Annotated in this window: 10 protein-coding genes, 1 tRNA gene and 1 rRNA gene; 8 read left to right on the forward strand and 4 right to left on the reverse strand. The window is 60.5% G+C overall.

Features of this window, described 5'->3' with window-relative positions; all coding sequences use genetic code 11:
• A partial coding sequence (locus tag WGH93_RS12755; RefSeq protein WP_374765283.1) for a transposase occupies window positions 1-162 on the reverse strand: 162 nt, incomplete at its 3' end.
• A 203-nt stretch (window positions 163-365) separates the two neighbouring features.
• Between WGH93_RS12755 and WGH93_RS12760 the strand changes: the two genes are divergently transcribed.
• The 8 genes from WGH93_RS12760 to WGH93_RS12795 all read left to right on the forward strand — a co-directional run bounded on the left by WGH93_RS12760 (window position 366) and on the right by WGH93_RS12795 (window position 14,212).
• Window positions 366-1,055, forward strand: coding sequence for a hypothetical protein (locus tag WGH93_RS12760; RefSeq protein WP_374765274.1), 690 nt, complete (start codon window positions 366-368; stop codon window positions 1,053-1,055).
• A 24-nt stretch (window positions 1,056-1,079) separates the two neighbouring features.
• Window positions 1,080-3,134, forward strand: a complete 2,055-nt coding sequence (locus WGH93_RS12765; protein ID WP_374765275.1) for a DEAD/DEAH box helicase — start codon at window positions 1,080-1,082, stop codon at window positions 3,132-3,134.
• On the forward strand, window positions 3,127-4,329 hold the full coding sequence (locus WGH93_RS12770) for a GIY-YIG nuclease family protein (protein ID WP_374765276.1): 1,203 nt from the start codon (window positions 3,127-3,129) through the stop codon (window positions 4,327-4,329). The genes WGH93_RS12765 and WGH93_RS12770 overlap by 8 nt, the downstream gene beginning before the upstream one ends.
• Window positions 4,319-6,625, forward strand: coding sequence for an AAA family ATPase (locus WGH93_RS12775; RefSeq protein ID WP_374765277.1), 2,307 nt, complete (start codon window positions 4,319-4,321; stop codon window positions 6,623-6,625). Before WGH93_RS12770 ends, WGH93_RS12775 begins: the two co-directional genes overlap by 11 nt.
• 5 nt (window positions 6,626-6,630) lie before the next feature.
• Window positions 6,631-8,520 (forward strand): UvrD-helicase domain-containing protein, encoded by a 1,890-nt coding sequence (locus tag WGH93_RS12780; RefSeq protein WP_374765278.1) that lies wholly within the window; start codon window positions 6,631-6,633, stop codon window positions 8,518-8,520.
• Between the two features lie 124 nt (window positions 8,521-8,644).
• Window positions 8,645-9,490 carry an ImuA family protein gene (locus tag WGH93_RS12785; protein ID WP_374765279.1) on the forward strand — a complete coding sequence of 282 codons (846 nt, stop codon included), beginning with the start codon at window positions 8,645-8,647 and terminating at the stop codon, window positions 9,488-9,490.
• The gene (locus tag WGH93_RS12790; protein ID WP_374765280.1) at window positions 9,408-11,000 is read left to right on the forward strand and encodes a Y-family DNA polymerase; all 1,593 of its coding nucleotides are present in this window, start codon (window positions 9,408-9,410) and stop codon (window positions 10,998-11,000) included. Before WGH93_RS12785 ends, WGH93_RS12790 begins: the two co-directional genes overlap by 83 nt.
• Window positions 10,997-14,212: an error-prone DNA polymerase gene (locus WGH93_RS12795; RefSeq protein WP_374765281.1), complete on the forward strand. Its 3,216-nt coding sequence runs from the start codon at window positions 10,997-10,999 to the stop codon at window positions 14,210-14,212. The genes WGH93_RS12790 and WGH93_RS12795 overlap by 4 nt, the downstream gene beginning before the upstream one ends.
• Window positions 14,213-14,218: 6 nt before the next feature.
• Here the strand turns inward: WGH93_RS12795 and WGH93_RS12800 are convergent, their stop codons facing one another.
• From WGH93_RS12800 to rrf, 3 genes are all read right to left on the reverse strand, one after another.
• A complete protein-coding gene (locus WGH93_RS12800) occupies window positions 14,219-14,470 on the reverse strand; it encodes a helix-turn-helix domain-containing protein (RefSeq protein WP_374765282.1) in 252 nt (83 codons plus the stop codon).
• A 337-nt stretch (window positions 14,471-14,807) separates the two neighbouring features.
• Window positions 14,808-14,884: transfer RNA gene (locus WGH93_RS12805), tRNA-Met, on the reverse strand.
• A 62-nt stretch (window positions 14,885-14,946) separates the two neighbouring features.
• Window positions 14,947-15,023 (reverse strand): 5S ribosomal RNA (gene rrf / locus WGH93_RS13225); the annotation flags it as partial.

The following is a 15,023-nucleotide window of genomic DNA, read 5'->3' on the forward strand; positions in this document are numbered from 1 at the left end:
GTTCGCCCGGATGCCGAACCGCGCCGCCACTGCCTTGACGGTGGCACCAGGCTGAAGGGTCTCCGCGACAATCTGCGCCTTCACCTCATCCGGCCAGCGCCGTTGACCGGACGCGTATATCTCAACCCCCAGCGATCTGAGAAACGCATTTGTAGCACACATTGCGAAACGCACTCCTTGCCTGACAACAGGAACGGACTCGCATCGCCCAAAACAAAATGAAAGGTGGGGGCCAGCTGGCGTTTACACTATTTCGATGAACTGCTGGAACGCAGCTATAGCGATCTCCGCTTACAAAACCACACCGAACGCTTGGACAAGCGCTTCGATCTATACACCAAGATGAGCAAGGCCGAGAGGGCGGCATGACTTACAACAATGGTATATTAGTTATATTAGTAGCTCCAACTCTAATGGCAATTGGGTTTCTTCGGGTATTTTTAATCAATGAGGAAATACAAAGCCGACTTAAATTTGCACAACAATACAGAGAGAACTTTCTTAATTACTGCGGTAGTTTCGGAAAAGATAACAAAACCTACAACTATATTATACTTCACTTAAACAAAATGCAATTAGAACTGGGGTCAGCGGGAATAATATCGAAATTTAAACCGCCAGGCGCCAATTATATTGTTTCAAATGTGCCAGTCATTTCGCACCTTATCCCCGAAATCAGACGCCTTATCGACGAGAATGATCAATCTGGCATTGGAGTTTTTAATAGAATTATTGTCGATTACATGAAGACTGTCGATGAAATAATTCTTAGTCATATTGGCACGTTAGAGACAAAAGATGATACATATAAAAAAATGAAAAGAAATCCACTTATTTGGCTGCGCGAAGGGTCTGGTGTTATAATTTCTTTTCCGTTTTATGTATCGAGTATTTTTGGTATTTTTGGGAAAACATTTTTAGATTTATTGAAAGGAAATATTGTTTTTAATCTCATAAATCTAATTGCAGTCATCATAAGTATAGCATCAGGGTTGATGACGTTGTTACTGGGATGGAAACGAACCCTTGAACTTATTACTTCATTTATAGGTTAGTAAGAATCCGAAAGGCAGTTCACTATGATAGCAGACAAACACGCCCCCTCCGTCTCCGTCACCTATGCGCAGACTGGCAGCGCGACCAAGTCGAACGAGCTTGGGATGCGGCCCATGCAGGAGCGGGCCTTTGAGAAGCGCGGGGAGCCCTATCTGCTGATCAAGTCGCCGCCGGCATCCGGCAAGAGCCGGGCGCTGATGTTCATTGCTCTGGACAAGCTGCACAATCAGGGCATCCGAAAGGCGATCATCACCGTGCCGGAAAAATCCATCGGTGCCAGCTTCAACGATGAGCCCTTGACCGAGTTCGGCTTTCACCATGACTGGCGCGTGGCGCCGAAATGGAACCTGTGCAATGCACCGGGGGAGGAAGGCAGCAAGGCGGCCTCTGTCGGCGCGTTTCTGGAAAGCGACGATCGCACCCTTGTCTGCCCCCATGCCACCTTTCGCAATGCGGTGGAAAAGTTCGGCGTGGCGGCGTTTGATGACTGCCTGATCGCCGTGGACGAGTTTCACCATGTCTCCGCCAACCCGGATAACAAGCTGGGCGCGCAACTGGCGGACCTGATCGCCCGCGACCGGGTGCATATCGTGGCCATGACCGGCTCTTATTTCCGGGGCGATGCGGAAGCGGTGCTGTCGCCGCAGGACGAGGCCAGGTTCGAGACCGTCACCTATACCTATTATGAGCAGCTCAACGGCTATAACTGGCTGAAAACGCTGGATATTGGCTATTATTTCTATACCGGCCCCTATGCCGATGAAATTCTGGCCGTGCTGGACCCCGCCGAGAAGACGATCATTCACATCCCCAGCGTCAATTCCCGCGAAAGCACCAAGGACAAGATCAAGGAGGTGGAGCACATCATCGACGCGCTTGGCGATTGGCAGGGCACCGATCCCGAGACCGGCTTTCAGCTTGTGAAAACCGGTGATGGCCGCGTGCTGCGCATCGCCGATCTGGTGACCGACGATCCATCCAAGCGGGACCGGGTGTCCGCCGCGCTGAAAGACCCGGCCCAGAAGAACAACCGCGATCATGTGGATATCATCATCGCGCTCGGCATGGCCAAGGAAGGGTTCGACTGGATCTGGTGCGAGCACGCCCTGACCGTCGGCTATCGCGCCAGCCTGACCGAAATCGTGCAGATCATTGGCCGCCCCACCCGCGACGCCGAGGGCAAGACCCGCGCCCGTTTCACCAACCTGATCGCCGAGCCGGACGCATCGGAAGACACCGTGGTGGATGCCATCAATGATACGTTGAAGGCCATCGCCGCCAGCCTGCTGATGGAACAGGTGCTCGCCCCGCGTTTCAACTTCACGCCGAAGAACGGGAACAGCGGCCCGGTGGACGGCTTCGATTACGGCGAAGGCGGTTATGACCCTGATAAGTGCAATATGGGCTTCAATGAGGAACAGGGCGCGTTCCAGATCGAGATCAAGGGCCTTGTCGAGCCGAAATCGGAAGAAGCCGAACGCATCTGTCAGGAGGATCTGAACGAGGTCATCACCGCCTTTGTGCAGGACAAGCCCACCATCGAACAGGGCCTGTTCAACGAGGAAGTGGTGCCGGAGGAACTCACCCAGGTTCGCATGGGCAAGATCATCCGGGATCGCTACCCGGACCTGGATGCCGGGGATCAGGAGGCCGTGCGCCAGCACGCCATTGCCGCGCTCAACCTGACGCAGGAGGCAAAAGCGGCCGCCGCCGGGGCCGATACGGACACCGGGCACGCCGCGAACACGGCGCTGATCGATGGTGTGCGGAAATACATCACCGATGTGCGGGAGCTGGATATCGACCTGATCGACCGGATCAACCCGTTTGGGGAGGCCTATGCCATTCTTGCCAAAACCATGAGCGAGGAGAGCCTGAAGCAGGTTCAGGCGGTCATCGCTGCGAAAAAGGTCAGCATGTCGATTGAGGAAGCCCGCGAACTGGCGAAACGTGCGCTCAAATTCAAGCAGGAGCGCGGGCGGCTTCCCGCCATCACCGCCGCCGACGCATGGGAAAAGCGGATGGCCGAAGGCGTCGCCTATCTCGCCAGGGCGAAGGCGGAGGCCGCCAATGGCTAACTCCCGGTTCACCGATGAGGATGACGCGCTGCTCGATGCGCTCGGCGTTGAGGTCGAGGCGGAGAAAAAGAAAAGCCTGTCTCCGCGGGAGGAGCGGATTATCGCCGGCTTCGAGGATATCCAGCGCTTTTACGACGAGCATGGCCGCGCACCGCAACACGGCGAGGACAATGACATCTTCGAGCGCATCTATGCGGTGCGGCTCGATCGCTTGCGCCAGTTGGAAGAATGCAGAACGCTTCTGGCGCCGCGCGACCATCAGGGCTTGCTGGCCGACACCCCCGGCGATGCCACCCCGGAAGAGGCCGAAATCGACGACGATGCCCTGCTGGAACAATTGGACATTGAAGGCGAAACAGCCCCCATAACCGAGCTGAAGCATGTGCGATCCAGCGCGGAAAAGCGCGCCGCCGAGGAAATCGCGAACCGTCAGCGCTGCGAGGATTTCGAGACCTTCAAGCCGCTGTTCGCACAAGTGCAGGACGAGCTGGACCAAGGGCTGCGCGAAACCCGTGCCTTTGAACGAAAGGCCGAGATTGAACCGGGGAAGTTTTTCATCCTCGGCGGGCAAAAAGCCTATGTCGCGCATATGGGGGAGACGTTTCCCAATGAAAAAGGCCACATAGACGCGCGCCTTCGCCTGATTTTCGACAATGGCACCGAAAGCAATATGCTGATGCGCTCCCTGCAACGTGCGCTGCATAAAGATGAAGCGGGCCGCCGTATTACCGAACCTACAGCCGGGCCACTCTTCGCCGATGATCCGGCGGACGGGGATGAAGCAAGCGGAACGATCTATGTGCTGCGCAGCAAATCCGACCTGCCCGTGGTGAAAGAACACCGCGATGTGCTCCACAAGATCGGCGTGACCAGCGGCAAAGTGGAACGCCGCATCGCCAACGCACCAACCGACCCCACCTTCCTGTTGGCCGAGGTTGAAATAGTCGCAACTTATGAGTTATACAATATCAACCGTACAAAACTGGAAACCCTGATCCACCGCGTTTTCGACCCAGCCCGCCTGGACATCAAAATCAACGACCGCTTCGGAAATCCGGTCGTACCGCGCGAATGGTTCCTGGTGCCACTTTTCGCAATTGATGAGGCTGTGGAGAAAATAAAAGATGGAACGATTGGGGAGTACCTTTACGATCCAAGCACCGCCCAAATAATAGAGCGAGACGATGCACATTGATTTAGTGGAACTGGCAAATTTCAGAAAGTTGAAATCTGTCCGGGTTGGCATAGCCAACGAAACCACGGTGTTTGTCGGCGCCAATAACAGCGGCAAAACATCAGCAATGCTTGCGCTCCGCTACTTTTTGGTAGAGCGCGAAAGAGAACATTTCTCGCTCAATGATTTTACTCTGGCGCATTGGCCTGCAATTAATCAAATGGGCCTTGATTGGGAGAGCGCAAAAAAAAAGGATCAGCCACTTCCATCCCCAAATTGGGGACCATTCCTCCCGTTTCTGGATGTTTGGCTTCACGCTGAAAAGAATGAAGCTCATTTCGTCCAAAAGCTGATACCCACGCTTGATTGGAATGGAGGACGGCTCGGCGTTCGACTTCGGCTCGAACCCAAAGACGCCGACCAACTCCAGAAAGATTATTTGAACGCTCGCGATGAGGCCCGCAGCATTGAGGCTGCCGACGAAGCCGCCGGGGATGGCAGGGGCGTAGATTCTCAGACAGCTATAGTTTTGTGGCCTCGTTCTCTGACCGACTTCATGCAGCGCCGTTTTGGCAGCCTGTTCACCGTTCAGTCTTACATTCTTGACCCCGAAAAGCTTGTTGACCCGGAGCATGGCGAAGCGAAGCCACAAGCCTTGCCTGCCGATCCCGTTCCCATCGGTAGTGAGCCGTTCCAGGGGCTCATTCGCATCGATGAAATCAGTGCACAGCGTGGCTTCGGCCAAGTCGATGGATTGAAAGACTTCGATGACGACGGCAGGTTATCTGGCTCAACTACCACACGGCGCATGTCAAATCAGCTTCGGCGTTACTGGAGTAAGCACCTAGACCCGTTCGAAAATCCTGACCCTCAAGACATTGAAGCGCTCAGAGCGATCGAAAAGGCGCAGCAGGCCTTTGATTCTCGGCTTAAGGATGGCTTTTCACCCGCCATCCAAGAAGTCGAAGGTATGGGTTATCCCGGCGTTACCGACCCCAAGCTCAAAATTTCAACCCGCCTTAAGCCCGTTGATGGCCTTAATCATGACGCCGCCGTGCAATACGTGGTCACTGCGAACGATGGCGAAAAATCCATCGAACTGAACTTACCAGAGGATTCCAACGGTCTCGGTTATCAGAACCTCATTTCTATGATTTTCCGGCTTATGAGTTTTCGTGACGCTTGGATGCGCGTCGGAAAAGCGGCGACCGCAACAGAAACGCTTATTCCGCCATTGCATTTGGTTCTAATCGAAGAACCCGAGGCGCACCTTCACACGCAGGTCCAGCAGGTCTTCATCCGGCAGGCCTATAAAATTCTGCGCAAACACGACGTTCTTGGCAGCTCAAAGGCGCTTAAAACCCAACTTATGGTAAGCACTCACTCCAGCCATATCGCGCACGAATGCGATTTTGACCACTTGCGATATTTCCGACGTCTTCCTGCCATTGGCTCGTCTGTTCCACTTTCTTGCGTTGTGAACTTGGGCACAGTTTTTGGGACAGATGTTGAGACGAAGCGCTTCGTTACCCGGTACATCAAGGTGACGCATTGCGATCTCTTTTTTGCTGATGCCGCGGTTTTCGTAGAAGGGCCGGCAGAACGGGTTTTAGTACCGTTCTTTGTGCAAAATCACCCCGAACTTGAGACGCTTCACGAGTGCTACATCACTTGGCTTGAGATCGGCGGAAGCCACGCCCATCGGCTCAGACCCCTTGTCGAACACCTTGGCCTTACCACTTTGATTATCACCGACCTCGATGCTTGCGATGCCGAAGGCAAGAAGGCCGTGCCCCGACGCGGTGCTGACCTTTCAACGCGAAACCAGACACTTAAAAGTTGGTGCCCAAACAACAGCGATTTGGACGCTCTGATGGACCTGAACGCACACGCGAAAAGCATTTGGTACAAGGAGCAGCGCTTTTCCGTTCGGGCCGCTTACCAGTGTCCTGTCGAAATCAATTTCCAAGGTAGTAAAGCCGAAGCGTTGTGCAATACGCTGGAAGATGCTTTGGTCATGGAGAACCAAGCTCTTTTTGTTGCACATACGGGCACCGGGCTTTGGGCAAAATTCAAGACCGCGATCGAGCAAAGCAGCGACTTGGGGGCTTTGAGTAAGGCGATCCTCAAAGTCCTAGACAACGGCGGCAAAGCTGAATTCGCCCTCAACCTCTTGGAACTTGAAAATCCGAAGGATTTGCGACCGCCATTCTATATTCGAGATGGATTGACTTGGCTTATTGAGCAGCTAAAGGAAAGACAGCAGGATTTGGGCATAGCTTCTCCAGTATCGACCGAAAATTCGGAGGAGCAGTAGGCCGGATGACCGACAAATTGGCTCTCACTTCAAACATAGCCCTAGACGATCCCGTTGATGAGGCAATAGCCAGCTATCTCAGTCCGAAGGAGCCCAAGAGCTTCTTCCTCTTTGCTGGTGCTGGCTCAGGCAAAACCCGTTCGCTCGTCAAAGCGTTGAATTTCATACGCGTCAACCACGGGCGCGAGCTCGCATTGCACGGCCATCGGGTGGGCGTGATAACCTACACCAACGCTGCCTGCGATGAGATCAATCGTCGGATAGATTTTCATCCGCTCTTCTACGTTGCGACGATCCACAGCTTCGCATGGGAGCTCATCAAGGGCTTTCATCACGATATCCGCGAATGGCTTCGCGAGAATCTGGAAGCGGAAATTAAGCAACTCCGGGAAGAAGAAGAGAAAGGCCACGCAGGAACCAAGGCATCTATCACCCGTCGGACTAAGGTCGAGTCCAAGAGCAGACGACTAGATAATCTCGATTCCAGCCAGTCTTTTTCCTACAGCCCGAACGGCGAAAATTCAGAGCCCAACGCACTCAACCACACTGAAGTTATCGCCATTTGTGCGGCCTTTCTATCTCGCAAGCCCTTAATGCGTTGGATACTCATAGGACGGTATCCTTTTCTCCTTATCGATGAAAGTCAGGACACCAACCGACATCTTATTGATGCACTCTTTGTCGTCGAAAAGGAGCAGTCAGGGCACTTTTCGCTCGGCCTCATCGGTGACCTCATGCAACGCATCTACCAAGACGGCAAGGAGCGTATTGAGGATGAACTCCCCGACAGTTGGGGGAGGCCTTCGAAAAAGCTCAATCATCGATGCCCCAGGCGCATCGTTCAACTCATTAATAAAATTCGCGAAGCTGTAGATATCCATACTCAAGAGCCGAGATCTGACGCGATCCAAGGTCAGGTGAAACTATTTATCCGACCGACAACCACGGCTGACCGAAGCGCCACCGAAGATGCCCTTCGAGCCCAGATGGCCGAGTATTCTGAAGACGACGCGTGGAATAATCAGGCTCGTTGTAAGATTCTTACGCTTGAACACCACATGTCAGCGAAGCGCCTTGGCTTTGAAAACGTATTTAGTCCGTTTTACGCAATCGATAGTTGGCGAACTGGGTTGCTGGACGGCAGCCTTCCGCCTCTGCGTTTCTTCATTAAGGCAATTTTGCCTCTTGTTGAGGCACAGAGAGATGGAGACCGGTTCGCAGTTTCAAGGCTGGTCCGCCAGTCTTCGCCTTTGCTGACCCCTCGCGCCCTTGAAGAGGCATCTGATCCAAGCGAATTGCTGAAGCAGGCAAAGACAGGTGTGGAAGCTCTCATGGCGCTTTGGGATGAAGGTGAGCCGACCTGCGGCGATATATTGCTCTGTGTAGCCGAACATCGGCTTTTCGAAGTGCCGGATTCCTTGCAATCCGCATTTGCCGTAATTAGAGGCCCGGTTGAGTCCTCCGCTGAGGACGAGGAAGCCGATCCTCTAAGCGAGCGAATGTCTGCGATTCTTTCGTTTTTGAAAGCGCCATTTTATGAAATTGACATCTATCGAAAATATGTGGCTGGCTTGGCTTCATTCGACACTCATCAAGGCGTAAAAGGGTTGGAATTCGAGCGTGTCATGGTCATCCTGAACGATGCTGAAGCGCGTGGTTTTATGTTCGGGTATGGAAAGTTGTTTGGCGACAAGGAATTGTCCAACACCGACCTGAATAACATCAACAAAGGCAAGGATAGTACAGTCGACCGAACGCGCCGCCTTTTATACGTTACATGTAGCCGTGCAAAACGCAGCTTGGCATTGGTTGTCTATGCCGAGAATCCGGAAGCTGTAAAGGCGCATGTTATTAAGAACAGTTGGTTTTCTGAAGGAGAGGTCGATATTGCTTAGAGCGCAGCCCCGGAGCTCACTTCAGCCAAAATAGCCGACCCCAGCACACACACCGCCTTGACTCCTGCGCTCCATATAAGAACATATGGTGAACATATGGCATGAGTCGGATGGTGGATTGGTGATGACGGCGAGCAATGACAACAAGGGCCAGGGCGCGGACGGGGCGGGTGCGGGGGCTGGTGATTCCGCCGCCTTGCAGCGGGTGATTGACCGGCTGGAGGGGCGCGGGGCGCATCTGGCGGCGGGTGCGGCGGGCGCCACAGGTTTCGGGGACCCGCTGATCGACGGCGCCGTGCGGGACGGGGCGCTGGCGGACGGGGCGCTGCACGAACTGGTGGCGCCGGAAGGCAATCCGGGCGCGGCCTCGGCGCTGGTGGCGGGGCTGGCGGCGCGGATCGCGGCGCGGCGGGCGGGGCCGGTGCTGTGGGTCATCCCGGCGGAGGCCGCGCGGGAGCGGGGCCTGCCCTACGGCCCCGGCCTGATTCAGGCGGGGCTGGACCCGGCCCGGCTGATGCTGGTGCGCCCGGCCAGCCGGCGCGATGCCCTCTGGGCCATGGAGGAGGCGCTCGGCAGCGGCGCGGTGGCCGCCGTTCTTGGCGAGGGGGTGGACACCGGCCTTACCGAAAGCCGCCGCCTGGCGCTGGCCGCCCGCACCAGCGGCACGCCCGCCCTGCTGCTCTGCCACGGCGCGGCCCCCAGCGGCAGTGTGGCCCGCAGCCGCTGGCGCATTGCCAGCCGCCCTGGCCATGTGGCCGCCGCCCATCGCCCCTTGCGGCCCCGCTACGGGCTGGACTTGTTACGCGCCCGAACCGACCGCCCCCATGGCTGGACCGTGGAAGGCCCGGCCTTCGCCCATCCCGGCACAGCCCCAAAGGCATCTCACCATGAAACGGTTTCTTTCCCTGTGGTTTCCCCGGTGGCGGATCGAGCGCTGGCACCGCCGCCGCGCCGCCACCAATCCGGCTGAGGGGTCGGCAGACAGGCCGGCAGACAGGCCCTTTGCCCTGACCGGCGACGCGGCGGGCGCCCGGCGGCTGGTGGCGGTGAACGGGGCCGCCGCCCGGCTCGGCCTGCACGCGGGGCAGGGCCTGGCGGACGCCCGCGCCGTCTGCCCCGATCTGCACGTGGCGGCGCGGGAGGACGCGGCGGACGCCGCGGACCTCACCCGCCTTGCCCACTGGGCCACCCGCTGGTCCCCCTGGGTGGCGGCGGACGCCCCCGACGGCCTGATGCTGGACATCAGCGGCGCCGCCCATCTGTTCGGCGGGGAGCGGGCCATGCTGGACCGGATCGGCGCGCGCATGGCCGCCCTCGGCCTCACCTGCCGGGGCGCTATCGCGGAGACGGTGGGCGCCGCCCACGGCCTGGCCCGCTTTGGCCGGGACGCGGCCCCCATCCTGCCCACCGGCGCGCTGGCGGACGGCGTGGCGGGCCTGCCCGTGGCCGCCCTTCGGCTGGACGGGGAGACCCGCGCCACGCTCACCCGGCTGGGGCTTGCCCGCGTGGGCGATGTGATGGCCCTGCCGCGGGTAACGCTGGCCCGCCGCTTTCGCGGCCATGACCGGGCGGGGGCGCAGACCCGCGCGCTGGTCTGGCGGCTGGACCAGATGCTGGGGCTGGACGCGGAACCGGTGACGCCGGTGGCCCCGCCGCCGGACTGGCGCGCCCGCCGCACCCTGCTGGAGCCGGTGCAGCACAGCGCCCGGCTTGCCCGCATCGCCGATGAGCTGGCCGACGATCTCTGCGCGGCGCTGGCGCGGGCGGAGCGGGGCGCGCGGCGCTTTCGCCTGCACGCCTTCCGGGTGGATGGAGCGGTGCAGACCGTATCGCTCGCCACGAGCCGCCCCACCCGCGCGCCCGCGCACATCACCCGCCTGCTGGCGGAGAAGCTGGACGGGCTGGACGCGGGCTTCGGCTTCGACATGGTGATGCTGACGGCGGGGCAGGTGAGCCCCCTTGCCCCGGCGCAGGCCAGCACGCTTGCCCGCGATCCGGCGCAGGACACCCTCGCCCGTCTGGTGGACCGGCTCACCGCCCGGCTGGGGGCGGGCGCGGTCGGCCGCCCGGTGCACCGCCCCGGCCATCAGCCGGAAGATTGCCAGACCGTCACCGCACCCTATGCGGACACCGGCGGCTGGCACAGCCTGCCCCCGCTCGCCGCCCGGCCCGTGCGCCTGCTGATGCGCCCGGAACCGGTGGATGTGATCGCCGATGTGCCGGACGGCCCGCCCCACCGCTTTCGCTGGCGGCGGGTGAGCCATACGGTGACCCATGCGGAGGGGCCGGAGCGCATCAGCCCGGACTGGTGGCGCGCGCCGGGGGACGAGACCACGCCGCGCGACTATTACCATGTGGAGGATACGGCGGGCCGCCGCTTCTGGCTGTTCCGGCGCGGGCTTTATGCCGCCCGGCCCGGCCTGCTCACCGCCGCCAGCCCCCATGCGCCGCGCTGGTATCTGCACGGGCTGGACCGATGAGCAAGGCCCTGCCCCCCTATAGCGAACTGATGGCGGTGAGCGCCTTCAGCTTTCTGCGCTCCGCCGCGCAGCCGGAAGAGCTGGTGCAGGTGGCGCACCGGCTGGGGCTCGGCGGCCTTGCCGTGACCGACCGCAACAGCATGGCCGGGCTGGTGCGCGCCCACCAAGCGGCGAAGGAGGCGGGGCTCGCCTTCATGCCCGGCGTCTGGCTGGCGCTGGCGGACGGGGTGGACCTGCTGGCCTATCCCACCGACCGGGCGGCCTATGGCCGCCTGACCGGCCTCATCACCACCGGTTACGGGCGCGGCGGGGAGCATGGCGCGGCGGGGGAGTGCATCCTGTATCTGGGCGATGTGGCCGCCGCGGCCGAGGGGCAGGTCTTCGCCCTTCTGGCCACGGACGGGCTGGATGTGGCCACCCTCAACCAGATACGGGAAAAGCTGGATGCGCCCCTTTATCTGGGCCTGCGCGTTTTCCATGACGGCGCGGACCAGACCCGGCTGGCGGGCTGGGCCGCGCTTGCCGGCAAAGCCGGGGTGCCGGTGGTGGCGCTGGGCGATGTGCGCCTGCCCGCCATCGGCCGCAAGCCGTTGCTGGACGTGATGACCTGCATCCGCCACCACACCACGCTGGACGCGGCGGGCTATCGGCTCGCCCGCAACGGCGAGGCCATGCTGAAACGGCCTGAGGAAATGGCCCGCCTGTTCGCCGCCGTGCCGGAGGCCGTGACCAACACCCGCCGCATCGTCCGGCGCTGCCGCTTCTCGCTGGACAGTCTGGCCCATGACTACCCGGACGAGCCGGTCGCCCCCGGCGAGACGCCGCAAAGCCAGTTGGAAAAAAACACATGGGCCGGGGCCGAGGCGCGTTTCCCGGATGGTATCCCCCGGCGGGTCCGCGCCATGCTGGAGCGGGAACTGGCCCTGATCGGCGAGATGGGCTATGCGCCTTATTTCCTGACCGTGCACGATATCGTCAACTTTGCCCGGTCACGGGAGATCTTGTGCCAGGGGCGCGGCTCGGCGGCCAATTCCATCACCTGTTACTGCCTGGGCATCACCGCCGTGAACCCGGCGGAGATCGACCTGCTGTTCGAGCGCTTCATCTCGAAGGAGCGGGACGAGCCGCCGGACATCGATGTGGACTTCGAGCATGAGCGCCGGGAAGAGGTGATCCAGTATATCTATGCCCGCTATGGCCGCCACCGGGCGGCGCTGGCGGCGACGGTGATCCGCTACAAGGCGCGCTCGGCGCTGCGGGAGGTGGGGAAAGTGATGGGCCTCTCTGCGGATGTGGTGGGCGCGCTGGCGGGCACGGTCTGGGGATCGCGCGATGCGGTGCCGGAAGAAACACTGGCCCAGGCGGGGCTCGCCAGTGACGATCCGCGCATCCGGCAGACGCTGGCGCTGGCTCAGGAGCTGATCGGCTTTCCCCGGCATCTGAGCCAGCATGTGGGCGGCTTTGTGCTGACCCAAAGCCCCTTGAGCGATGTGGTGCCCATCCGCCCGGCGGCCATGGACGGGCGCACCATGGTGGAATGGGACAAGGATGATCTGGATGCGCTCGGCATTCTGAAGATCGATGTGCTGGCGCTGGGCATGCTCACCTGCCTGCGTAAAGGCTTTGATCTGCTGGCCGGGCATCACGGCAAGCCGCTCACCCTCGCCAGCCTGCCGCGGGAAGACCCGGTGACCTATGCCATGCTCTCCCGTGGGGACAGTCTGGGCGTGTTCCAGGTGGAAAGCCGGGCGCAGATGGCCATGCTGCCGCGCATGCGCCCGCGCACCTTTTACGATCTGGTGATCGAGGTGGCGATCGTGCGCCCCGGCCCCATTCAGGGGGACATGGTGCATCCCTATCTGCGCCGCCGCAACGGGGCGGAGGCGATCGAGTTCCCCGCCCCGGACCCCGCCTTTGGCGAGGCGGACGAGTTGAAGGACGTGCTGGGCAGGACGCTGGGCGTGCCGCTGTTCCAGGAGCAGGCCATGAAGATCGCCATGGTGGCGGCGGGCTTCACTGGCGGCGAGGCGGATCGGCTGCGCCGGGCCATGGCCGCCTTCCGCAAGACCGGCCGGATCGCCGGCTTCCGCGACAAGTTCATCACCGGCATGACGGCACGCGGCTATGACCCCGCCTTTGCCGAGCGCTGCTTCAGCCAGATCGAGGGCTTCGGCGAATACGGCTTTCCCGAAAGCCACGCGGCCAGCTTCGCGCTGCTGGTCTATGCCTCCGCCTGGATGAAGGGCCACTATCCGGCGGCCTTTTGCTGCGCGCTGTTGAACAGCCAGCCCATGGGCTTTTACGCCCCCGCTCAGATCGTGCGGGACGCGCGCGAACACGGCGTCACCATCCGCCCGGTGGACGTGCGCCACAGCCGGTATGACAGCACGCTGGAGTCGGACACGACCAGCCATGGGGGCCGGACGGTGCGCCTGGGCCTGCGCCAGATCAAGGGGCTGGGGGCGGAGGTGGCCGAAGCGCTGGCCGCAGCCCCGAAAGGTGCCTTTGCCGATATGGGCGCGCTTCACCGGGCCACGGGGCTTTCCCGTGCGGTGCTGGAAAAGCTGGCGGCGGCGGATGCCTTCCGCAGCATGGGGCTGGGCCGCCGGGAGGCGCTGTGGCAGGTGAAAGGGCTGGTGGACGCGCCCGACCTGCCGCTGTTCACGGCCAACACGGCAGAGGCGACGGGCCATGAGCCGGGCGTGAGCCTGCCCGCCATGGCGGAGGCGGAACAGGTGGTGGACGACTATCAGACCCTGCGCCTGTCCCTGCGCGCCCATCCCCTGAGCTTTTTGCGGGACCGGCTGACGGCGGACGCCGTCACCCCCGCCGCCGGGCTCGCGGCCCTTGGGGACGGCGCGCGCGTCACCGTCGCCGGGCTGGTGCTGGTGCGCCAGAAACCGGGCAGCGCCAGGGGTGTCACCTTCGTCACGCTGGAAGACGAGACCGGCGTGGTGAACGCGGTGATCTGGAAGGACCTGTTCAAAGCCCACCGCGCCGAGGTGATGGGCAGCCGCCTGATGGCGATCACCGGCAAGGTGCAGAAAAGCGACGGCGTCACCCATGTGATCGCCAAAAGGATCACCGACCGGTCCTCCCTGCTAATGACCCTCTCCAATGCCCCCGACACCAGCACGCCAGGCCCCCACCAACCGGCCACCCACCCAAGAGACACCCGCGACCTGGTGCCCAAGGCACGGGAGTTCAAGTAAGGGGGCTTAATTGCTGGTCAGGCGTGTCGGCTCACATCGAAGGGTATCACCGTCCGCCACTTCCCAGTGGCGGCCTGTGCGCAAAAAGTGCAGCAGGTCGACACGAAGATAGACCACCTTGCGGCCCAGATAGCGCGGGCGGGGCCCGCGCTTCCGGCACCGCCAAGTGGTCAACGTTTTCGAAGTCGAGCCGAGCACCTTCGCGGCCTCGTCGGTGGTCAGGGCTTCAAAGAGCCAATCCGGGTCATCAATCGGCATCACGGTACCTCCATCTGGTTATACCGCGACGGTGACAAGGAAGGCACAAATATGCACGCCGGGAAAATTCATTAATCAATCTTAACTATAAAAGAGCCGCGATTCCTAGAGAATGCCCTTCGCCCCAGGCATGATATCGGGCACTTCAGATAAGCGAACAGCACATCACCTTCAAAAAGTCACCGCATAAACCAGCCCCCAACAAAGGGGGGAAACCCCCGGCAGCCCGCATCAAGATTCAGATCTGTCATGCTTACATCGTGCTTACACGGCGGCGGGTGCTGATTGATGTTCATACAGAAAACCCCGCCAACATCCTGTGTTGACGGGGAAAATTTGGTTGCGGGGGCAGGATTTGAACCTGCGACCTTCAGGTTATGAGCCTGACGAGCTACCGGACTGCTCCACCCCGCGGCAATTCGATTTTTTGAGACTTTCAGTAAACAACGTGATTTTTTTGTATCATTGATGGGCGGATCTGGCGGCGACCTACTCTTCCGCGGCTTGAGCCGGAGTACCATCGGCGTAGGCCTGTTTCACTTCCGAGTTCGGG

The organism is Yunchengibacter salinarum (assembly GCF_037658235.1).
In the GTDB taxonomy this organism is placed as follows: domain Bacteria; phylum Pseudomonadota; class Alphaproteobacteria; order Sphingomonadales; family Kordiimonadaceae; genus Yunchengibacter; species Yunchengibacter salinarum.

Coding starts and splice junctions, on each gene's coding strand:
- WGH93_RS12780 (WP_374765278.1), top strand. CDS start 6,631: ATGACCGACAAATTGGCTCTCACTTCAAACATAGCCCTAGACGATCCC.
- WGH93_RS12775 (WP_374765277.1), top strand. CDS start 4,319: ATGCACATTGATTTAGTGGAACTGGCAAATTTCAGAAAGTTGAAATCT.
- WGH93_RS12795 (WP_374765281.1), top strand. CDS start 10,997: ATGAGCAAGGCCCTGCCCCCCTATAGCGAACTGATGGCGGTGAGCGCC.
- WGH93_RS12790 (WP_374765280.1), top strand. CDS start 9,408: ATGAAACGGTTTCTTTCCCTGTGGTTTCCCCGGTGGCGGATCGAGCGC.
- WGH93_RS12765 (WP_374765275.1), top strand. CDS start 1,080: ATGATAGCAGACAAACACGCCCCCTCCGTCTCCGTCACCTATGCGCAG.
- WGH93_RS12770 (WP_374765276.1), top strand. CDS start 3,127: ATGGCTAACTCCCGGTTCACCGATGAGGATGACGCGCTGCTCGATGCG.
- WGH93_RS12800 (WP_374765282.1), bottom strand. CDS start 14,470: ATGCCGATTGATGACCCGGATTGGCTCTTTGAAGCCCTGACCACCGAC.
- WGH93_RS12785 (WP_374765279.1), top strand. CDS start 8,645: ATGACGGCGAGCAATGACAACAAGGGCCAGGGCGCGGACGGGGCGGGT.
- WGH93_RS12760 (WP_374765274.1), top strand. CDS start 366: ATGACTTACAACAATGGTATATTAGTTATATTAGTAGCTCCAACTCTA.